The organism is Streptomyces sp. NPDC050161 (assembly GCF_044460025.1).
Classification (GTDB): Bacteria; Actinomycetota; Actinomycetes; order Streptomycetales; family Streptomycetaceae; genus Streptomyces.
The window spans coordinates 450505-468402 of the sequence record NZ_JBITJM010000005.1 but is presented as its reverse complement, the minus strand read 5'-3'; the positions used below and the strand labels follow the sequence as shown (position 1 = coordinate 468402).

The following is a 17898-nucleotide window of genomic DNA, read 5'->3' as shown; positions in this document are numbered from 1 at the left end:
GGAGACAATGGATGGGAAGCCGGGGCGGGACCGCTGGAACAGCCACCGCCCCGGAGCCCCATCGGCCCGGGCCCCTCAACTCCCCACTCCCACCCCCACCGCCCCCGTGTGCTTCAGGATGGCCGTCGCGAGAGGGGTGTGTACGGCTGGGGGGAGTGCGTGGCCCATGTTGGGGATTTCGGTGAGGTGGGGGGTGTTGAGGCACTGGGCGATGTGCTGGGGGTGCGGGGGCGGGAAGACCGGTTCGGCGGTGGCGGCGATGACGAGGGTGGGGACGCGGTTGGCGGCCAGGGCTTCGGTGCGCAGCATGCCGGCGTCGTCGGCGGTGCCGTGGGCGGTCGAGGTGGCGTAGCGGCCGGTGTGTTCGATGATGCGGCGTTCCTGGGCGCGGAAGTACGCGGCGTCGAAGGGGAGCCGGCCGCCGTTGAGTACCCGCCAGTGCTGGGTGCGACGGTCGAGTTCGGCCTCCAGGCCGTGGTCCTCGACGGGTCTGGCCCACATCTCCAGTACCTCGGGCGCGATGCCGGGGAGGTCGGCGACGGGTGTCTCGGTGCCGTCCGGGGCGGTGTACGGGCGGGTGCTCAGGGCCATGGTGCACATGAGGGTGGCGCTGAGGAACCGTTCGGGACGGTCGGCGAGCGCCATCTGCGTCAGCATGCCGCCGAGTGACATGCCGACGACGTGCGCGCGGTCGATGCCGAGCCCGTCGAGGACGGTGATCACGTCCTGGGCGAGGTCGGCGATGCGGTACGGGTCGTCGGCGAACGACCAGGTGGAGCGGCCGGTGTCGCGGTGGTCGTAGCGGATCACGCGGTGCCGGGTGGCGAGCGCTTCGACGAACGGGTCGGGCCAGCCGAGGCCCGATGCCTGGGCGCCCATGACCAGCAGCAGCGGGGGAGCGTCGGGGGCGCCGTGCTGTTCGGTCCACAGGCGGACACCGGGGGCGGCTTCGATGAACTGCTGCATGGGTGGGCCCTCCTGGACGCCGTCAACGTAACGAGACGTATCGTCTCGCAGTGGCTGGTCAGCGTCAAGGGAAAGGATGTGCGGGCGGAAGATCGTAAACTTTCCTTGCGGTAAAGGGGTGGGACGGAAGGACATTCGGCGTGGGTGCGGTGAAGGGCAAGCGGGTACCGCGAGCGGTGCGCGAGCAGCAGATGATGGACGCGGCGGTGACCACCTTCGCGCGACGCGGGTACCGGGCCGCGTCGATGGACGAGATCGCCGAACTGGCCGGGGTCTCCAAGCCCTTGGTCTACCTCTACCTGCACTCCAAGGAAGAGCTGTTCAGCGCGGTCATCCGGCGCGAGTCGGCGGCGCTGGTCGAGGCCGTCACCGCGGCCGTCGAGCCGGACGTGGCGGCCGACCGGCAGCTGTGGAGCGGCCTGAAGGGCTTCTTCGCGCACACCGCTGAGCACCCGGACGGCTGGGCGGTGCTGCACCAGCAGGCGCGTACGCAGGGCGAGCCGTTCGCGCGCGAAGTGGCCGTGATGCGGGCCGAGATCACCGAGTTCGTGACGGGACTCATCGCCGCCGCGGCCCAGGAGGCGGGCTGCGACGGCGAGTTGGCCGACCGCGAGGTGGCCGGTCTGGCGCACGCGCTGGTCGGCGCGGCCGAGTCACTGGCGGAGTGGGTCAACGTGCCCGCGGACGGGGGCGCCGCCGGGGAGCGGGAGCAGCCGTCGGCGAAGGAGACCGCGGCCACCCTGATGAACTTCGCCTGGGCCGGCCTCGGCCGCTTGATGGGCGGCGAACGCTGGGCCCCCGGCGCCCCCGGCCCGGCCACGGCGCCGTAGCCCGAACCGCCTCTCAGCCCGTCGCCTCTCGGCCCTCCACCTCCAGCCACCCGTCGAGGTGGACACGCCCCGCACCCCCGTCACCCGCCCCGCCACCGCTCAACTGGAAGACGCAACTCCCGCCGGAATTACTACCGCTACCGGCGCCGCTACCGCTACCGCTACCGGCCTCGTCCCGCCGCCCGTAGGACACCGTGGCCGGGAGCAGCACCGGAGCGCGGAATTCCGCGCCGATGCGGAGCGGGCCCGCGCCCGGCGGTACGGCATCGGCGGCGCAGCGGGCGAACGTCCACATGCCGTGCGCGATGGCGCGCGGGAAGCCGAGTGGCCGGGCGGTGAGCGGGTGGAGGTGGATCGGGTTGTAGTCGCCGGAGACCGCGGCGTGCCGGCGGCCGAGGTCGGCGGCCAACTGCCAGGTGGTGTGCGGCGGCGGCCCCGCGGGCCGCGCACCGCCACCGTCGGCCGTCTCCACCGTGGCCCGGTGGGCTTCCGGGACGCGGTGCCGCGCCAGGTAGCTGCTCCGGTCGCACCACACGAGCACGCCGTCGCGGCGCGCCTCGGTGATCAGCACCGCTTCCGTACCGCGCCGGTGCGCCCGCAACTCCTCGGCGTACACGGTGAGTTCGAGCGCGTCCGCGACCCGCAACGCGTCCCACTGCCGGATCTCGATGCCGGTGTGGACGAGCCCGAGCAGCGGCAGCGGGAAGCCGCGGGCGCTCATCAGCCGGGCGGCCAGCGGGAATCCGGTGATGTGCGGGTAGGTGACCGGCAGCGTGCCGTCGGCCCGGAAGCCGCAGACCTGCGCGTACGCGGCGACCTTCGCGGGGTCGGCCCGTACGGCGGGCTGCACGAGCCGGGTGCCGGGCAGCGCGGCGTCCGGGCGCGGTCGCTTGCCGATGCCGGTCAGGACGCCCTTGGCGAGCGCGGGCAGCAGCCGGGGCGCGCGGCGCAGGACGGTGGCCGTCGGCCGGGCGGCGGCCATCAGGCGCCCAGCAGGCTCTGGCCGCAGACCCGCACGGTCTGGCCGTTGACCGCGGACGAGGCGGGGCCGAAGCGGACATGCCGCACGGAACTCCACTGCTCTTCAGCCATGTTGGCGAGCTGCCGGACCGCCCCGCCCCAGCCGGCGTGCCCGGATTCCCCACGGTGCAGCGACGCCGTCGGCGGCGACAACCCGACCCGACGGGAAGAGAAGCGAACGCCCTCGGAATTGCTAGGACGAAGATGGCGACCGAGCATTGGCCAACTCCTACTCCTCGCGTAAATTTACCAGGAAGTAAGGTTACTGTCGGGTCAGGATCTGGTCGAGGACGAACCATCACGATCCCACAACCAGCCACGCATCACGGCGAGTTGAGCCACGAGGGCACCCCACCCCGAACCCCATCCCACACTCCACACGAAAACCCCACCGAGGCCCGAAGGGCGAGCAAGCCGAGCGAGCAAGCCCGGCGAGCAAGCCGGGGGAGACCGAGCCGGGCGAGCAAGTCGGGGAGACCGAGCAGCCCCACCGCCCCGCAGCCGCCATAGAGACCGGGTGGGTCGGAGGGGCCGTACCGGGGTGCTCCCCGCAGCGACAGGTGCCAACGCCGGGGCTCCGTCGACACGTACCCGAGGGCACATGCGTCGAGGAGACACCCCGGTGCGGCCCCTCCGACCCACCCACCCCCACACCCCCGACAGGCGAACGCACCCGCACACCCCACCACCGCACACCACACCCCCACCCCCCGAGGCGACCGCACCCACCCCAGACGAGGAGCCGCTCGTGACCACCCAGGAAAGTGCACCGCCCCAACCCCCGCTCGTCGCCCCGCAGAAGACGGTCAGGGACGGCACCGTCCGCGAGGTCACCGTCCCCCCGCTGGCCCCGCCCCTCACCCACGGCTCCCTCGGCGACCTCCCGTTCGCCAACGCCGCCGATTCCCCCGACGACGTGGCGCTCGCCCGCAAGCGGCCCAGCACCGGCGCCACCTGGCACGACGTGACCTGCGCCGAGTTCGCCACCGAGGTGCGCGCCGTCGCCAAGGGCCTGATCGCGCACGGCCTGCGCCCCGGCGACCGCCTCGCGATCATGGCCCGCACCACCTACGAGTGGACCCTCATCGACTTCGCGGCCTGGGCCGCAGGGCTGGTCACCGTCCCCGTCTACCCCACCTCGTCCGCCCTCCAGACGCAGTGGATCCTGCACGACTCCGGCGCCACCGCCTGCGCGGTCGAGAACGTCGAACAGGCCCGCCTGATCAGCGGCATCCGCACCGGCCTGCCAGGACTCGCGAACCTGTGGCAGTTCGACACCGGCGCCGTCTCCCAACTCGTCTCCGCGGGCCGCGACCTCCCGGACTCCGTGGTCGACGAGCGCCGCGCGGCCGTCGCCCCCGACGCCATCGCCACCCTCATCTACACCTCGGGCACCACCGGACGCCCCAAGGGCTGCGTCCTCACCCACGCGAACTTCTTCGCCGAGGTCGACAACGCCGTGGAACTGCTGCACCCGGTGTTCACGTCGGTCAGCGAGGACCCGGCGTCCACCCTCCTCTTCCTCCCGCTGGCGCACGTCTTCGGCCGGATGGTCGCCATCGGCTGCCTGCGCGCCCGGGTCCGCCTCGGCCACGCCCCCAGCATCCAGACCGACGACCTCATCGCCGACCTGGCGGGCTTCCGGCCGACGTTCCTGCTCGCCGTCCCGTACGTCCTGGAGAAGGTCTTCAACACCGGCCGCGCCACCGCCGAGAAGATGGGCCGCGCCGCCTCCTTCGACCGCGCCACCCGCATCGCCCGCGCGTACGGCGAGGCGGTCGAGGCCCAGGAACACGGCACGGGCAAGGGCCCAGGACCCGGCCTGCGGGCGGCCCGCAAGCTCTACGACCCGCTGGTCTACCGCCGCATCCGGGCCGCACTCGGCGGCCGGGTCCGCCACGTGATCTGCGGCGGCTCCCCGCTGGGCCGCCGCCTCGCCGGTTTCTACTCCGGCGCCGGCATCGAGATCTTCGAGGGCTACGGCCTGACGGAGACCACCGCGGCGGCGACCGTCACCCCGCCGCTGCGCCCCCGCATCGGCACCGTCGGCTGGCCGCTGCCCGGCACCGGGGTGCGGATCGCCGACGACGGCGAGGTGCTGCTGCGCGGCGGCCAGGTGTGCGCCGGCTACTGGGACGCGTCCCGGGCGGCGGCCGTGCCGGTCACCGACCGCGGCTGGTTCGCCACCGGCGACCTCGGCGCCCTCGACGCGGACGGCTACCTCACCATCACCGGCCGCAAGAAGGAGATCATCGTGACGTCCGGCGGCAAGAACGTCGCCCCCGCGCCCCTGGAGGACCGCCTGCGGGCCCACCCGCTGGTCGGCCAGTGCCTGGTCATCGGCGACGACCGCGCGTACATCACCGCCCTGATCACCCTGGAGCCCGACGGCCTCGCGCACTGGCGCCAGATGAAGAAGAAGCAGGACGTCCCGCTCGCCGAACTGATCCACGACGACCGGCTGCGCGCCGACCTCCAGCACGCCGTCGACGACGCGAACAAACTGGTCTCGCGCGCCGAGTCGATCCGCCGCTTCGCCGTACTCACCGAGGAGTTCACCGAACGGTCCGGCCACCTCACCCCGTCGCTCAAGATCCGCCGGGCGGCCGTCACCCGCGACTTCGCCAAGGAGATCGAAGCCCTGTACGCGCCCGAGTGACGCCTCGGCCCACCGGCGAGCCGCCACCCGCGCCGCCCCGGCCGCCCCACAGGCCGCACCAACCCCGCCACACCTGACTCCGGCGTAAGAAACCCGCCTTCTCCTCTGGAGCCAGGCCCCGCGGCACGTCAGACTGGAACCCCCGTGTCACCTCTGTGGGGGAGGTGGCACGGGGGCTTCCTTCCGGCCGGGGCCTCGCCCCCATCGGCCCCTTCCGCCACCCCGACCTCGCACCACACGGTCTTGCACCCCGCCGCAGACCACACGCCCCACCTCAGCGAGACGGCCGCCAGCAGCGCTATCCCGCGCCCGCCCTCCTCGTCACGCGCGGCCGACCGCCGCACCGGCATCCCGTACGGATCCGGATCCGTCACCTCGATCCGGACCCGCCCGTCGCCCTCACCGCACACCCGCACCGTGACCGGCGCCCCCTCCCCGACGTGCAGAATCACGTTGCTGAGCAGCTCACTGACGCACAACTGCGCCGCCCCGCCCGCGTCCCCGAGGTACCGCCGCAGCACCCGCCGCACGCCACGGACCGCCCCCGGAACCGCGAGCAGCTCGATGACCAGCGTCGTCCTCACCGCACCGCCGCCTCACGCAGCACATCGGCCAGCCGCAGCGCCGTAGCCGCATTGCAGTTACCGAGCGCGACGAGCGGCGCGTGATAGGCCCCCGCAAACGCCGGCAGCTCGACCCCGAGCGACGGCAGGGTAATCCCGTTCTCCAGCAGGGCACTCCGCAGCGCCTCGGTGCACTCGTGCACGTCATCGGGGGAGGGACGGTGGTGGTGATCAGACATGGCGTACGCCTTCCTGTGCGCATCGTGATGAACCGGTCACAGCGTGCGGTCACGGGGCGTAGCGTGGGAAGGGAATCAGGTTGTACAGATCAACCTGCGGACGTAGGTGGTGAGTTGTGCCCCTTCGCAAGAACCCTGATGCGTCGGCGAATGTGCCGTGCTTCTACGGCGCGGAGCTGCGCTACAGGCGCGAGGCGGCCGGCCTCACGCTTGAGCAGTTGGTGGACGGCAGCTTCCGTGGAGTCTCGTTCCTCAGTCAGATCGAGCGCGGTGAGCGGCGCATGCCCGAGGACCTGGCCCGGCACGTCGACCGAGTGCTGGGCGCGGACGGTTTTTTTCAACGGCGGTGTGCAGATGCCCGAAAGGCAGGTCTGGCAGGGCATCCGCAGTACTACGCGGATATGCCGGAGATGGAGAAGAACGCCACGACGGTCGAGGACTGGGCGCCTGCTGTCTTCCCGGGCCTGCTCCAGACCGAGGCGTACGTGCGCAAGCTCAGTGAGGCCGTGAAACCGTGGGAGGGCGCGGAGGCCATTGAGCGCAAGGTCCGTGCCCGGGTCAAGCGCGCCGAATTGTGGCGACGGCCCGATCGCCCGGTGTACTGGGCGATCCTGCACGAGCGGCTGATCCGGCGCTCGTTGCTCCCGCCGCTGGAGATGGCCGAGCAGCTGGAACACATTGCCGAAACCATCCGGGCCAGCAAGAGTTTTCTGCAAGTGGTCCCTGAAACCACCGTCGCGCACCCGCTCATGATGGGCATGGCCAAGGTCCTGACCTTCTCTGATGCTCCGCCATTGGTCTGGAGCGAGGGCGAGTTCAGCGGTGAGGCCATCGACAATCCGGAGCTCGTGGTGGGCTATCGAAGGTCCTACGATCTGCTGAGGGCCGCCGCACTGCCAACTGAGGCGTCCCTGGCCATGGTTGAAGAAGCGGCAAGGAGATACCGGGATGAAGCACAGCACGACTGACCTCGGCGCCGCCCGCTGGCGCAAGAGCAGCTACAGCAACGGCGATGGCGCCGACTGCGTGGAGATCGCCGACAATCTCCCCGGTCTCGTCCCCGTCCGCGACTCGAAGGCGGCTCCCGGCGGCCCGGCGCTCATGATCCCGGCGGGTGCCTGGCACCAGTTCGTGACAGCGGTCAAGGCGGACGGGCTCGCGGCATAGGCGAGACCCGGCGCGTTGACGGGTGTGAGGGCGGGTAGGCACGCGGGGGCACGCGTCCCAGGTGTTCGTGCCATGGCCGAAGCGACGGTGGGGATGCAGAGATGAAGCACCGCAGCACGACTGACCTCGGCGCCGCCCGCTGGCGCAAGAGCAGCTACAGCAACGGTGACGGCGGCAACTGCATCGAGATCGCCGAGGGATTCCTCAAGGATGCCCGCTGGCGTAAGAGCAGCCACAGCAACCCCGACGGCGGCAACTGCATCGAGATCGCCGACAATCTCCCCGGCCTCGTCCCCGTCCGCGACTCCAAGGCGGCCCCCGGCGGCCCCGCGCTCATGATCCCGGCGGGCGCCTGGCACCGGTTCGTGACGGCGGTCAAGGTGGACGGCCTCACGGCGTAGGCAGTCCAGGGCAATGCGACGGACCCCCGACCGGCTACGGCCACGGGGGTCTTGGCATATTGAAATGACCCGCGAGTCGGTTTCCCGTTCTCTCAACAGGTGCCGCTTGACCGCGTGTTGAAGGCCCGCAAGGATCGACCTGGACGCGGTGCATAGGTGTCGCGTGGAATGGGGGCAAGGATGACCATGCAGGTCACCAAACTGGTCAGCACGTGCGAATACGACAACTGTCCCACCCTGTATGCGACCGACCGGGGGACGCTTTTAGTGCAGGGAGAGACGCCGAGTGACCATGGCCTGGATATTCCCGGCCATGAAAATCTCGTGGAGATCCCCATGGAACTCATCAGGAAGGCGATCCGTGGCAAGCTCATCTAGGACCCTGGGGGAATACTTCGAGACCTTCGGGCAGGAAGCGTTCAGGCTGGAGACGCTGGACGACTACGGCAAGTCCGGCAACACCGAAGCATTCCAGACGTTCCTGGCGGGGAAGCCGCAGCCGGAAAACTATAACGAACGCTGGGTAGCCGAGCTCCGCAAGCGCTCTGCGGGCGGCAAGAGGATTTACCGGGTGCACGTCCTTTCCCGGCCGCTGACACCGTATCTCCAGTATGAACTCGGCTGGGCATACTGGAAGAACATGACCGGCGGGGAAGAGTTCTTCATCCTCGACACCACAGAGCAGCCGAACCCGTTCGAAGGCGTGCCGGATTTCTGGCTCTTCGACTCCGAGTTGGTCGCCGTGTTGAACTACGACGGCGAGGGGGGATTCTTGGGGCCTGAAGAGCTGCCGGCGGATCGGGCGCAAGAGTTCATCGCCCACCGGGAGAAAGCCTTGGCTCTCGCCGAGCCGTTCCCTGACTGGTGGGCAAAGCACGGCCAGTGAATCGTGCGCAGCTTGGGGCAGCGCTGCGGGCACTGCGGAAGGCATCCGAGAAGGAGGCCAAGGCCGTGGCCCGCGGCGCAGTCATGTCGCCGTCCAAGCTGTCGAAGATCGAGAACGGCAGGCTGATCCCCAGCCCACAGGACGTGGCCCGCATCCTGACGGCCATCGGCGTATCGGACGAAGTCAAGGGCGAATATATAGAAGCCTCACGCGAGGCCACCACGGAGGCCGTCGCGTGGCGCCTGCTGAAGCGATCGGGAATCCATAAATCGCAGCAGGCGACAAGGGCACTCGAAGCGCAGATGTCGACGTTGCGGCTCTTCCAGCCCGCGCTTGTCCCCGGGCTGCTCCAAACACCGGAGTATGTCCGGTGTATTTTATCGCGCCATGGACTGTCCAAAGATTCCCTCCTGCGCACCATCAGCGGTCGGCTGGAGCGTCAGGAAGTTCTCTACGATTCGAGCAAGGAACTGCGCTTCATCATCACTGAGCCCGTGCTGCGTTGGCGCATGGTGTCACCTCAAATGATGGCAGCGCAATTGGATCGTATGATTTCGATTTCACGGCTTGCGCACGTGGACATCCGGATCGTACCCCTCGGTGTGCAGCAGTGCGATGTGCCGAGCCATTCATTCGTGATCCGAGATGATCGCATGGTGGCGGTGGAAACTATGCACGCGAAGATGACGGTTACTGATCCCAGGGACGTAGAAATTTACATCCGAAAGTTCGAGGGGTTCGGACGGGTAGCGGTTTCCGGTGATGCCATGCGCGTGATGGTCGAAGAGATCCGGGACGACTTCTTGCGGGAACAGGAAAGCGGCGGGAGCGGGCCGGATTCGGGCGGAAGATGAACCGGGGAAACTCGTCATCCGAGGAATGGGGAAGGTTCATCATGTGCGAGACCGACCTGTATGAGCTGTCGCTCGACGGCGTGGAATTCGTCAAGGCGTGCGGCGGCAACACGCACCCCGACGGTGAATCCTGCGTGACTCTCGCCCGTATCCGGCCCGGGGCGTGGGCGGTGGCCGACAGCAAGCGGCCCGGTGCCGAGCCGCTGCGGTTCACCACCGAGGAGCTGGCGGTGGCCGGCATCGATCCGGCCCGTTTCGGGCTCTCGGCCTGACGGTCGCCCGTTCGTCGGCGATCCCACCGGAGGGATCGGGTGGGATTGCCGCCAACTCCCTTGGAGGGGCGACTCGTTGCATCACCACGGATACCTCTGGGTGGGGCCGAAGCGGCTCCCGGAGCGAGGGGCGCGGCCGTACGGGGCGGACGGGGGCGAGGGGGACGGCGTCCACTTCGACCGGGAGGGCATCCGTCGGCCGCCGCCCGTGATGGAACCGGCCGCGACGAGCCCGCCGGACGTGATCGAGCGGTACCGGCGGGCCGCGATCGAGTGGCGTACGAGCGAGGTGCCGCCGATCGAGGTGGCGTTGTGGCTGACGAAGCCGCGCACTGCGATCCGGGGGACCTGGCAGGAACCGGAGGGCGCTGCGGCCTGGATCGCCGAACAACTCGCCCTCCACACCGCTCGGTTCGCGTCCGAGCAGGACCGCGAGGCCGCCCGGCTGGCACGGAAGGCCGACGCGGCCGGCGACCGGCTCGCTCGCGGGCAGGACGTGGTGTACGGGTTCTATCTCGGGCGCCCGCTGTTCCTGTCGCTGGGGGTGGTGACCTGTTCGCCGAACCGTGCGCGGGCTGAACTGGGCTGTCCCTTGGGGTGCGATGGGCAGGGGAAGGGAAGGTGATCGGTGGGGACGCCGTCCATCGGGGTAGGGAAGTGACGGCAGTGCACAGCGACGTCGGCAAGAGCCCGTGGAGGCACGCATGGCGGAACGTCCAGAACCCCGGCTGATCCTGCTCTGCGGGCTGCCGGGTGCAGGCAAGACGACGCTGGCCAGGCGGCTTGTCGAGGAGATTCCGGCGGTGCGGCTGTGTCCGGACGAGTGGCTGGCCGATCTCGGTATCGGGTTCGAGGACGAGGAGACGCGCGAGCGGCTGGAGGGGCGGTTCCGGGCGCACGCCCAGGATCTGCTGCGGCTGGGCCAGACCGTGATCCTGGAGTTCGGTTTCTGGGCGCGTTCGGAGCGGGACGCGATGCGGCTCGGTGCGCGGGCGCTCGGCGTCCCGGTCGAACTGCGGTATCTGGCGGCGCCGCTCGACGAGTTGCGCCGTCGCCTGCACGTCCGTAACGGGGAGGCCGAGTCCGGCACGGTCCAGGTCACCCGCGAGATGCTCGGCGCGTACGCGAAGGTGTTCCAGGCTCCGGACCGTGCCGAACTCGCCCTGTATGACGAGCCGTTGGTGACCTGACCGGGCTGACCGGGAGCCGTGCCGTCTCCGCCCGTCGGCTCAACCCTCCCGCCGCACCCCCGGTGTGAAGCCGTGCCGCCGAGCGGTCGTGACGATCGCCAGCGCGACGGCGGCCAGCCCCAGCAGTACCCACGGGAAGGCCCCGGCCCCCGAGGACTGGAGCAGCATCCCGCCGAACGTGCCGCCGCCGAAGATGGCGAGGTTGAACGAGGTGGTGAGCATGGCGTTGGCGACGTCCGTGTCGTTGCCCGCGGCGTCCGCCGACGCCGTCTGGAGCTGGGTGGCCGACCCGCCGAAGGTGAAGCCCCACACCAGGATGGCCAGGCAGAAGGCCACCGGGTGGTGCGCCACGAGGGCGAAGGTGAGGGCGGCCAGGCCGAACGCGGCCACGCTGCCCAGCGTCAGCACCCGCAGTGCGCGGTCGACGAAGACGCCGGTCACCCAGATTCCGGCCAGCGCGGCGAGCCCGAACAGCAGCAGGGCGATGTCCACCCGGAGGCCGACGCCGGCGTAGGAGGTGAAGGGGGCGATGTAGGTGTAGAGGATGTTGTGCGCGAGCATCCAGCTGAACACCACCGCCAGAATCGGCAGGATTCCCGGTATCAGCAGCACGCGCAGCAGCGGGGTACGGCTGCCGGCGGCCTGCCCCGGCGCGTCGGGGACCTTCGCCAGCGCGAAGAGGGACAGGGCGACCGAGACGACCGTCATGGCGCCGAAGGCCCAGCGCCAGCCGACGAGGGAACCGGCGAACGCACCGAGCGGCGTGCCGACCGACAGTGCCACCGGTGTGCCGGTCATCGCGACGGCGAGCGCCTTCCCCTTCTGCCCCGGCGGCGCGATGCTGCGTGCGTACCCGGCCAGCATCGCCCACAGCAGCCCGGAGAACGCGCCTGCCGCGAACCGTGCGACGAGGGCGGTCGGGTAGTCGCCCGACAGTGCCGTCACGGCGTTGGTGGCGGCGAACCCGATGATGCCGGTGAGCAGCAGGGGCTTGCGGCGCATGCCCCTGGTGAGGGCGGTGGCCGGTATCGCGGCCAGCACCGTTCCCGCCGCGTAGGCGCTCACCAACTGGCCGGCTCCGGACGCGGTCACGTCGAGTCCGCGGGCGATCTCCGGGAGCAGGCCGGCGGGGAGCGTCTCGGTCATGATGACGACGAATCCGGTCCAGGCCATCGCCAACAGGGCGGCCCACGGCAGGCGTTGGCCCGGTGGCGCCGCCTCCTGCTCGTCGTGGACGGGCGGCGCGTCATGCGTTCTGCTCACGGTGGTTCCCTCGGGTCGGGCGAATTGTGGATCGATTGATCTACAACTAGACCACACCCGGGGCGCCCCTCGTCAAGAACTTTCTGGATCGACTATTCTGTAAGTCGGCGGCTTCGGTGCGGGCGCTTCGGCGCAGGCGCTTCGATCCGCCGGCTCGGACGTGTTGACCGACCAGGAAGGGGCGCGGAGCCGATGGCGCGAACGGGAAGGCCCCGGGGGTTCGACACCGGGCAGGCCGTCGACGCGGCGCTGGCGCTCTTTTGGCAGTACGGCTACGAGTCGACCTCGCTGGCGCAACTGCGGGAGGTGATGGGCATCTCGTCCGCCAGCTTCTACGCCGCGTTCTCGTCGAAGGAGCAGCTCTTCGAAGCGGTTGTGCAGCGCTACCTGTCCACGTACGGGCAGGTCACCGCCGTCGCCGCCGACGAAGCGCTCGCCCCGCGCGAGGCGGTCGAGCAGACGCTCCGCCGCTCCGTCCGCATGCAGACCGACCCGTCGCATCCCAGTGGCTGCCTGGTGGTGCTGGCCGAATCGACCTGCGCATCCGAGAACCAGCGGGTCCGCGACCTGCTCGCCGACCGCAGGGCCTGGGACCGCCGGAACATGACGGCCTGTGTCGAACGCGCCGTCACCCGCGGTGAACTCCCGCCCGGCACGGACCCGAAGGCGCTCGCCGCCGTATTCCACAGTTTCCTGCTGGGGCTCTCCACCCAGGCCCGCGACGGCGTCCCGGCGGCGGACCTCGACGCGTCCGTCACGCACGTGATGCGGGTGTGGGACGTCATGGCTTCGGCCGCGCATCCGGTGTGAGTGCCGGGGCGGGGCCGGGTGCCGCCGCCCGTCCCTCCACGCGACAACCCTGACGGCCCGCCCGGCGCAGGCATGCAAGCATTCCGCATGCTTCTTGTGCTTTTCGGGCTTCCCGCCGTGGTGGTGCTCATCGCGCTGACGTTGCTGCTGGTCGGTCATGCCAGGAGGCGGCTGCGGGACGGGGGCGGGGTGCGGCTGGCCAGTCCCAAGCCGTGGGCGTTGGTGTGCGGGCTCGCGGCGGTCGGGGCGTTTTTGGTGTTCGCGTATGCGGAGGGGGCGTACTCGCCGGGGCTCTACGGGGACAAGACCTGTATGTGGCGGATGGGGGTGCGGGCCCATCCGTCCTCGTACAGCTACTTTCCGCTCAGCACGGTGTGCAGTGGGGGTGTGGAGATCGTGCCGGGGTGGGTGAATCCGGCGCTGGCCGGGCTGGGGGTGCTCGCGGTGGTGGCGTTCGTGGCGTTGCCGGTGGCGGGGGTGGTGCGGTGGCGGCGGGCGGTGGGAGTGCGGGCCGCCTGACCGTGTCGGGGCGGGCTGGGCGGTGGGGAACGCCCCGGCCCTCCCGTCGTCCGCCGGACGTGCGGACGAGGGGAGGGCCGGGGCCGTCGAGTGCCGTCAGGGTGTGACGGCGGCCTTCCGGCCGCTGCCCTGCGGCCGGTTGAGTCCTTCGACCACGGTCAGCAGGGACGTGTGGTCCAGGGCGCCGAGGCCCTGGGCGCGGGCGGCGGCGATCAGTTGGGTGACCAGGCCGGTCATCGGCAGGCTGACACCCAGTTCGCGGGCCGCCTGGCCGAGGATTCCCATGTCCTTGTGGTGCAGGTCGATGCGGAAGCCGGGGGTGAAGTCGCGGGCCAGCATGGAGGCCGCCTTCTGGTCCAGGATCCGGTTGGCGCCCCAGCCGTTGGCCAGCACTCGCAGGCCCTTGGTGCCGTCCACACCCGCCGCTTCGAGCAGCACGATCGCCTCGGACACCAGGGCGATGATGCCGCCGTGCAGCAGCTGGTTGGTGGCCTTGACCAGCTGGCCCGCGCCGTCCGGGCCGAGGTGGCTGACGACGGAGCCGAGGGCGGTCAGCAGCGGCTCGGCGGCGGCGAAGTCGGCGGGTTCGCCGCCGGTCATGATGGACAGGGTGCCGGCCACCGCGCCCGGTTCACCGCCGCTGACCGGGGCGTCCAGCGGACGGAGTCCCGCCGCGCGGGCGGCCCGTGCGACCTTGCGGCTCGCCTGCGGGGCGATGGTGCTCATGTCGATGAGCAGGGTGCCGGGGCGGGCGTGGGCGAGTACACCGTCCGCGCCGAGCCACACCTCTTCGACGACCGGTGAGTCGGGGAGCATGGTGATCACGGCGTCCGCGTTCCGTACGGCGTCGCCGATCCGCTCGGCCGCCGCGCCGCCCGTGTCCACCAGGCGCTGCCGCGCCGCGGGAACGGGATCGACGCCGGTCACCCGGTGGCCCGCCCCGACCAGATTGGCGGCCATCGGCGCACCCATCACACCCAGGCCGATGAAGGCGATCTCACTCATGGTCTTCCTCCTTCTGTTGTCCCGCTGTTCGCGCCGGGAGCCGCTGCGCGCGGACCGGCGCGACGTGCGTCGGCGGCCCGCTCAGGCCAGGTAGTCATGGGCGACCTCGGGGACCGGGATGGTGACGTCCGCGATGATGTGGTCGGCCGAGACCACCTCGCGCACGGGGAGGTCGGCCAGCGGCGCCGCGACGTGCTCGAAGAGCTGGAGGCGGGCGGGGGCGGTCCAGGCGCCGCGCACGGTGAAGTCGGTCAGCCGTATCCGCAGCAGCTCGCAGATGCGCTGGCCGCCGTCGTAGTGGGGCAGCACCTTGAGCATGTAGGTGGGGCCGCTCATGCCCGCCCGCACGGTGTCGAGGTCGAGCGGGCGATGCTTGTAGCCCATGGTCGCGGTGGCGACCGGCAGCGTGCCGTAGTCCAGGCTGCCGACCAGCGTGTCGTTGTCGACGAAGAGGCGCGGCGAGCCGGCCTTCTTCGGGTACGCGGCGGTCTCCCGGCCCAGCGCGATGGCCGGGGCGTTGTCCAGGTACAGGGCGTGCAGGTACGCGCCGGGCTTCCCCTCGTACGTCACCGGAACGACCTGGCCGCACTCGGTGAAGTCACCCATCCCCGAGGTGTCGGGCGTCCGCATCACCTCGAACTTCACCAGGGGATTGTCGGCGTCGACCGCGAGCGGCTCGGGGACGACGGCGCGCAGCGCGTCGGGGTCGGTCCGGTAAGTGATGTGCAGGTACTCGCGGTTGACGGCACGGTAGGGGCCGGGCGGGAACGCCGGGCTCGACAGGGGAGTGGCCGTTACCTGCTTGATGTCGTCGATGCGCATTGCCGTCACACTTCTTTCCAGGTTTTACGGGAGATCCGCAGAACACGTCGAGATCTGGAGAACACGTCCGGCCGGGGCGTGACAACGACGCTAGGCCGCATCGCAAGGCAGGAGAAATACGGAACGGATGCCATTTATGCTGGGCTCGTATGGATCTCGAACACGTCGAACTGCGGGTGCTGCGCGGCTTTTTCGCGCTGGCCGAGGAAGAGCACTTCTCCGTCGCCGCCGCGCGCTGCCGGGTGTCCCAGCCGACGCTGTCGCGCATGGTCGCCTCGCTGGAGCGGGACCTGGGCGTACGGCTCGTCGAGCGGACCACCAGGAGCGTGTCCCTGACCGCGGTGGGACGGCGGCTGTATGCGGATCTCGCCGGGGCGCTCGGACAGCTCGACGCCGCCCTGCAATCCGCGGGCGGCGCCGCGGAATTCCGGCTCGGATTTCCCTGGCTGCTGCCGCCCCAATGGCTCCGTTCCGTCCTGCCAGCCGTGGAGCGTGCCATCGGGATCGGCGTCGAATTGCTGCGCAGGGACGAATTCCTGGCCGGGGTGGACCGGGGTCTGGTGGACGCCGCCGTCATTCACGGCACGGTCTCGCACCCGTCCCTGCACGCCGTCGAACTCTTCGATGAACCCCGCATCGCGGTCGTCCCCCGGAGCGGTCCGCTCGCCCGCCGCCGCCGGCTGCGCTGGACCGAGATCGCCGGTCATCCCCTCATGGTCATCGGCCGCGACGGGACGGGGACGGTCGGGCCGCATCTGTGGCCGGACGGCGAGCGCCCCGAAATCGCCCACGAATACCGGAACTTCGACGAGTGGCTGGCCGCGATAGCCGCGGGCCGCGGCATAGGGGTGGCCCCGCACTGCGCCAGGGAATACGGCCACCCCTCCGTCACTTACGTCCCCATCGCCGACGCGCCCCCGGTCCCCTTCACCCTCGTCCGGCCCGCCCGGGGAGCCCACCCGCTCGCGGAGCGCGTCGAGGCGGCGGCGCTGGCGGCGGTGCGGGCGGGCGGGGCGGCGGGCTGAGGGCCTGATGCCCTCGTCCGCCCGGGGAAGCGCGCCCCGCCCCTTCCGCAGCCGGAGTGTTAGAAGCCCACGTCCCGGCTGCGGAAGTCGTCCAGCGACTCGCGCCGCATGAGCAGCCGGGCCCTGCCGTTGTGGACGGCCACCACCGGGGGCCTGCCCACCAGGTTGTAGCCCGAGGCCATCGACAGCTGGTACGCGCCGGCCACCGGCACCGCCAGCAGGTCGCCGGGCCGGACGTCGGCGGGCAGCGGCACGTCGGCGGCCAGGATGTCGCCCGCCTCGCAGTGCCGCCCGACGACCGTCGCCTGGCACGTCGCGGCGTCCGGGCGGCGGCCGATCAGGCGCGGCGCGTAGCGCACTCCGTAGAGCGCCGGGCGCGGGTTGTCGCTCATCCCGCCGTCGACCGCGACGAACACCTGGCCACCGGTGCGCTTGACGGACAGCACCCGGTACAGCGCGATGCCGGCCGGGCCCGCCACCGCGCGGCCCGGCTCGATGATCAGGCGGGGCACGGTGAGGCCGGCCGCCGCGCAGCTCTCGATGAGTTCGGCGCGCAGCTTGCGGGCCAGCGCCGTGAGGTCGAGTGCGGGCTCGCCGGGCCGGTAGGCGATGCCGTGGCCGCCGCCCATGTCCAGCTCGGGCAGTGCCACGCCGTGCGTGTCGCGGACGCGGGCCATCAGCCCCACGACCCTGCGCAGCGCCGCGAGGTACGGCTTGACGCTGGTGATCTGGGAGCCGATGTGGCAGTGCAGGCCGGTCAGTTGGAGCTGCGGCTGGCCCATGATCCGGGCGATGGCGTGCTGCGCGGAGCCGTCGGTGAGGGACAGGCCGAACTTCTGCCCTTCGGTGCCGGTGCGGATCTTCTCGTGGCCGCCGGCGGAGATGCCGGGGACGACGCGGACCATCACCTTCTGCTGGCCCTTGGGCCCGACCGCGGCGGCCAGCCGGGCGATCTCGGACGGGCTGTCGATGACGATCCGGCCCACGCCGAGCCGCAGCGCGGTCTCGATGTCGCGGGGCGACTTGGCGTTGCCGTGCAGCACGATCTGCTCCGGAGGGAAGCCGGCCGTCACCGCGAGTTCCAGTTCACCGGCCGAGCACACGTCGAGCCCGAGCCCTTCCTCGTCGACCCAGCGCACCATGGCGCGGGAGAGGAACGCCTTGGCGGCGTAGAGCACGTCGGCGTCGGGGAAGGCGTCGCGGTACATCCGGCAGCGGGCCCGGATCTCGCCCTCGTCCAGGACGTAGGCGGGGGTGCCGAAGCGGTCGGCGGTCTCGGTGAGGCAGACGCCGGCGACGGCCAGGCCGCCGTCCGGGAGCCGGGTGGTGGAGGCAGGCCAGACGGACAGGTCGTCGGCGTCGGCGGGGAGCTGGGGGAGGACTGCTGTGGTCATGGAGTGCGGCCCC

Annotated in this window: 22 protein-coding genes; 14 read left to right on the top strand and 8 right to left on the bottom strand. The window is 70.9% G+C overall.

Features of this window, described 5'->3' with window-relative positions:
- Positions 1-75 precede the first annotated feature (75 nt).
- On the bottom strand, positions 76-966 hold the full coding sequence (locus ACIBK8_RS12185) for an alpha/beta fold hydrolase (protein WP_399041615.1): 891 nt from the start codon (positions 964-966) through the stop codon (positions 76-78).
- Positions 967-1106: 140 nt separating this feature from the next.
- Here ACIBK8_RS12185 and ACIBK8_RS12180 point away from each other — a divergent pair, with 140 nt between their 5' ends.
- The gene (locus ACIBK8_RS12180) at positions 1107-1796 is read left to right on the top strand and encodes a TetR/AcrR family transcriptional regulator (RefSeq protein WP_399041614.1); all 690 of its coding nucleotides are present in this window, start codon (positions 1107-1109) and stop codon (positions 1794-1796) included.
- 13 nt (positions 1797-1809) lie between these two features.
- On the opposite strand, the gene ACIBK8_RS12175 is transcribed toward ACIBK8_RS12180, so the two are convergent.
- Positions 1810-2778: a MaoC family dehydratase gene (locus ACIBK8_RS12175; RefSeq protein ID WP_399041613.1), complete on the bottom strand. Its 969-nt coding sequence runs from the start codon at positions 2776-2778 to the stop codon at positions 1810-1812.
- 639 nt (positions 2779-3417) lie between these two features.
- On the opposite strand from ACIBK8_RS12175, the gene ACIBK8_RS12170 reads away from it, so the two are divergent.
- Positions 3418-5475 (top strand): AMP-dependent synthetase/ligase, encoded by a 2058-nt coding sequence (locus ACIBK8_RS12170; RefSeq protein ID WP_399041612.1) that lies wholly within the window; start codon positions 3418-3420, stop codon positions 5473-5475.
- Positions 5476-5603: 128 nt separating this feature from the next.
- Here ACIBK8_RS12170 and ACIBK8_RS12165 read toward each other — a convergent pair whose 3' ends face one another.
- Together ACIBK8_RS12165 and ACIBK8_RS12160 are read right to left on the bottom strand one after the other, a co-directional pair.
- Positions 5604-6059, bottom strand: a complete 456-nt coding sequence (locus ACIBK8_RS12165) for an ATP-binding protein (protein ID WP_399041611.1) — start codon at positions 6057-6059, stop codon at positions 5604-5606.
- Positions 6056-6277 (bottom strand): hypothetical protein, encoded by a 222-nt coding sequence (locus ACIBK8_RS12160; RefSeq protein WP_399041610.1) that lies wholly within the window; start codon positions 6275-6277, stop codon positions 6056-6058. Before ACIBK8_RS12160 ends, ACIBK8_RS12165 begins: the two co-directional genes overlap by 4 nt.
- A 116-nt stretch (positions 6278-6393) precedes the next feature.
- Here ACIBK8_RS12160 and ACIBK8_RS12155 point away from each other — a divergent pair, with 116 nt between their 5' ends.
- The 9 genes from ACIBK8_RS12155 (at position 6394) to ACIBK8_RS12115 (ending at position 11047) form a co-directional block, all read left to right on the top strand.
- Positions 6394-7245 carry a Scr1 family TA system antitoxin-like transcriptional regulator gene (locus tag ACIBK8_RS12155; RefSeq protein ID WP_399041609.1) on the top strand — a complete coding sequence of 284 codons (852 nt, stop codon included), beginning with the start codon at positions 6394-6396 and terminating at the stop codon, positions 7243-7245.
- On the top strand, positions 7226-7444 hold the full coding sequence (locus ACIBK8_RS12150; protein WP_399041608.1) for a DUF397 domain-containing protein: 219 nt from the start codon (positions 7226-7228) through the stop codon (positions 7442-7444). The genes ACIBK8_RS12155 and ACIBK8_RS12150 overlap by 20 nt, the downstream gene beginning before the upstream one ends.
- 101 nt (positions 7445-7545) lie before the next feature.
- Positions 7546-7845: a DUF397 domain-containing protein gene (locus ACIBK8_RS12145; protein ID WP_399041607.1), complete on the top strand. Its 300-nt coding sequence runs from the start codon at positions 7546-7548 to the stop codon at positions 7843-7845.
- Positions 7846-8031: 186 nt separating this feature from the next.
- A complete protein-coding gene (locus tag ACIBK8_RS12140) occupies positions 8032-8223 on the top strand; it encodes a hypothetical protein (protein ID WP_399041679.1) in 192 nt (63 codons plus the stop codon).
- Positions 8207-8731 carry a DUF6879 family protein gene (locus tag ACIBK8_RS12135; RefSeq protein ID WP_399041606.1) on the top strand — a complete coding sequence of 175 codons (525 nt, stop codon included), beginning with the start codon at positions 8207-8209 and terminating at the stop codon, positions 8729-8731. Before ACIBK8_RS12140 ends, ACIBK8_RS12135 begins: the two co-directional genes overlap by 17 nt.
- Positions 8728-9585 carry a helix-turn-helix domain-containing protein gene (locus ACIBK8_RS12130; RefSeq protein WP_399041605.1) on the top strand — a complete coding sequence of 286 codons (858 nt, stop codon included), beginning with the start codon at positions 8728-8730 and terminating at the stop codon, positions 9583-9585. The genes ACIBK8_RS12135 and ACIBK8_RS12130 overlap by 4 nt, the downstream gene beginning before the upstream one ends.
- A gap of 41 nt (positions 9586-9626) precedes the next feature.
- Positions 9627-9857, top strand: a complete 231-nt coding sequence (locus ACIBK8_RS12125) for a DUF397 domain-containing protein (RefSeq protein ID WP_399041604.1) — start codon at positions 9627-9629, stop codon at positions 9855-9857.
- Between the two features lie 76 nt (positions 9858-9933).
- On the top strand, positions 9934-10482 hold the full coding sequence (locus ACIBK8_RS12120) for a hypothetical protein (protein ID WP_399041603.1): 549 nt from the start codon (positions 9934-9936) through the stop codon (positions 10480-10482).
- 79 nt (positions 10483-10561) lie between these two features.
- Positions 10562-11047 (top strand): AAA family ATPase, encoded by a 486-nt coding sequence (locus ACIBK8_RS12115; RefSeq protein ID WP_399041602.1) that lies wholly within the window; start codon positions 10562-10564, stop codon positions 11045-11047.
- Positions 11048-11086: 39 nt separating this feature from the next.
- Here ACIBK8_RS12115 and ACIBK8_RS12110 read toward each other — a convergent pair whose 3' ends face one another.
- A complete protein-coding gene (locus tag ACIBK8_RS12110; RefSeq protein WP_399041601.1) occupies positions 11087-12310 on the bottom strand; it encodes an MFS transporter in 1224 nt (407 codons plus the stop codon).
- A gap of 192 nt (positions 12311-12502) precedes the next feature.
- Here ACIBK8_RS12110 and ACIBK8_RS12105 point away from each other — a divergent pair, with 192 nt between their 5' ends.
- The gene (locus ACIBK8_RS12105; RefSeq protein WP_399041599.1) at positions 12503-13120 is read left to right on the top strand and encodes a TetR/AcrR family transcriptional regulator; all 618 of its coding nucleotides are present in this window, start codon (positions 12503-12505) and stop codon (positions 13118-13120) included.
- Between the two features lie 87 nt (positions 13121-13207).
- Positions 13208-13639: a hypothetical protein gene (locus ACIBK8_RS12100; RefSeq protein ID WP_399041597.1), complete on the top strand. Its 432-nt coding sequence runs from the start codon at positions 13208-13210 to the stop codon at positions 13637-13639.
- A gap of 96 nt (positions 13640-13735) precedes the next feature.
- On the opposite strand, the gene ACIBK8_RS12095 is transcribed toward ACIBK8_RS12100, so the two are convergent.
- Both ACIBK8_RS12095 and ACIBK8_RS12090 read right to left on the bottom strand, forming a co-directional pair.
- Positions 13736-14644 (bottom strand): NAD(P)-dependent oxidoreductase, encoded by a 909-nt coding sequence (locus tag ACIBK8_RS12095; RefSeq protein ID WP_399041596.1) that lies wholly within the window; start codon positions 14642-14644, stop codon positions 13736-13738.
- An 81-nt stretch (positions 14645-14725) separates the two neighbouring features.
- Positions 14726-15466: an acetoacetate decarboxylase gene (locus ACIBK8_RS12090; RefSeq protein WP_399041593.1), complete on the bottom strand. Its 741-nt coding sequence runs from the start codon at positions 15464-15466 to the stop codon at positions 14726-14728.
- A gap of 149 nt (positions 15467-15615) precedes the next feature.
- On the opposite strand from ACIBK8_RS12090, the gene ACIBK8_RS12085 reads away from it, so the two are divergent.
- Positions 15616-16491 (top strand): LysR family transcriptional regulator, encoded by an 876-nt coding sequence (locus tag ACIBK8_RS12085; protein WP_399041592.1) that lies wholly within the window; start codon positions 15616-15618, stop codon positions 16489-16491.
- A gap of 59 nt (positions 16492-16550) precedes the next feature.
- Here the strand turns inward: ACIBK8_RS12085 and lysA are convergent, their stop codons facing one another.
- Positions 16551-17885 carry a diaminopimelate decarboxylase gene (gene lysA, locus ACIBK8_RS12080; RefSeq protein ID WP_399041591.1) on the bottom strand — a complete coding sequence of 445 codons (1335 nt, stop codon included), beginning with the start codon at positions 17883-17885 and terminating at the stop codon, positions 16551-16553.
- Between the last annotated feature and the right edge of the window lie 13 nt (positions 17886-17898).

Excerpts from the sequence above, each read along its gene's own strand:
- ACIBK8_RS12105 (WP_399041599.1), top strand. The coding sequence starts at position 12,503 with ATGGCGCGAACGGGAAGGCCCCGGGGGTTCGACACCGGGCAGGCCGTC.
- ACIBK8_RS12085 (WP_399041592.1), top strand. The coding sequence starts at position 15,616 with ATGGATCTCGAACACGTCGAACTGCGGGTGCTGCGCGGCTTTTTCGCG.
- lysA (WP_399041591.1), bottom strand. The coding sequence starts at position 17,885 with ATGACCACAGCAGTCCTCCCCCAGCTCCCCGCCGACGCCGACGACCTG.
- ACIBK8_RS12150 (WP_399041608.1), top strand. The coding sequence starts at position 7,226 with ATGAAGCACAGCACGACTGACCTCGGCGCCGCCCGCTGGCGCAAGAGC.
- ACIBK8_RS12145 (WP_399041607.1), top strand. The coding sequence starts at position 7,546 with ATGAAGCACCGCAGCACGACTGACCTCGGCGCCGCCCGCTGGCGCAAG.
- ACIBK8_RS12175 (WP_399041613.1), bottom strand. The coding sequence starts at position 2,778 with ATGGCCGCCGCCCGGCCGACGGCCACCGTCCTGCGCCGCGCGCCCCGG.
- ACIBK8_RS12125 (WP_399041604.1), top strand. The coding sequence starts at position 9,627 with ATGTGCGAGACCGACCTGTATGAGCTGTCGCTCGACGGCGTGGAATTC.
- ACIBK8_RS12095 (WP_399041596.1), bottom strand. The coding sequence starts at position 14,644 with ATGAGTGAGATCGCCTTCATCGGCCTGGGTGTGATGGGTGCGCCGATG.
- ACIBK8_RS12090 (WP_399041593.1), bottom strand. The coding sequence starts at position 15,466 with ATGCGCATCGACGACATCAAGCAGGTAACGGCCACTCCCCTGTCGAGC.
- ACIBK8_RS12115 (WP_399041602.1), top strand. The coding sequence starts at position 10,562 with ATGGCGGAACGTCCAGAACCCCGGCTGATCCTGCTCTGCGGGCTGCCG.
- ACIBK8_RS12160 (WP_399041610.1), bottom strand. The coding sequence starts at position 6,277 with ATGTCTGATCACCACCACCGTCCCTCCCCCGATGACGTGCACGAGTGC.
- ACIBK8_RS12170 (WP_399041612.1), top strand. The coding sequence starts at position 3,418 with ATGCGTCGAGGAGACACCCCGGTGCGGCCCCTCCGACCCACCCACCCC.
- ACIBK8_RS12185 (WP_399041615.1), bottom strand. The coding sequence starts at position 966 with ATGCAGCAGTTCATCGAAGCCGCCCCCGGTGTCCGCCTGTGGACCGAA.
- ACIBK8_RS12100 (WP_399041597.1), top strand. The coding sequence starts at position 13,208 with ATGCTTCTTGTGCTTTTCGGGCTTCCCGCCGTGGTGGTGCTCATCGCG.
- ACIBK8_RS12140 (WP_399041679.1), top strand. The coding sequence starts at position 8,032 with ATGCAGGTCACCAAACTGGTCAGCACGTGCGAATACGACAACTGTCCC.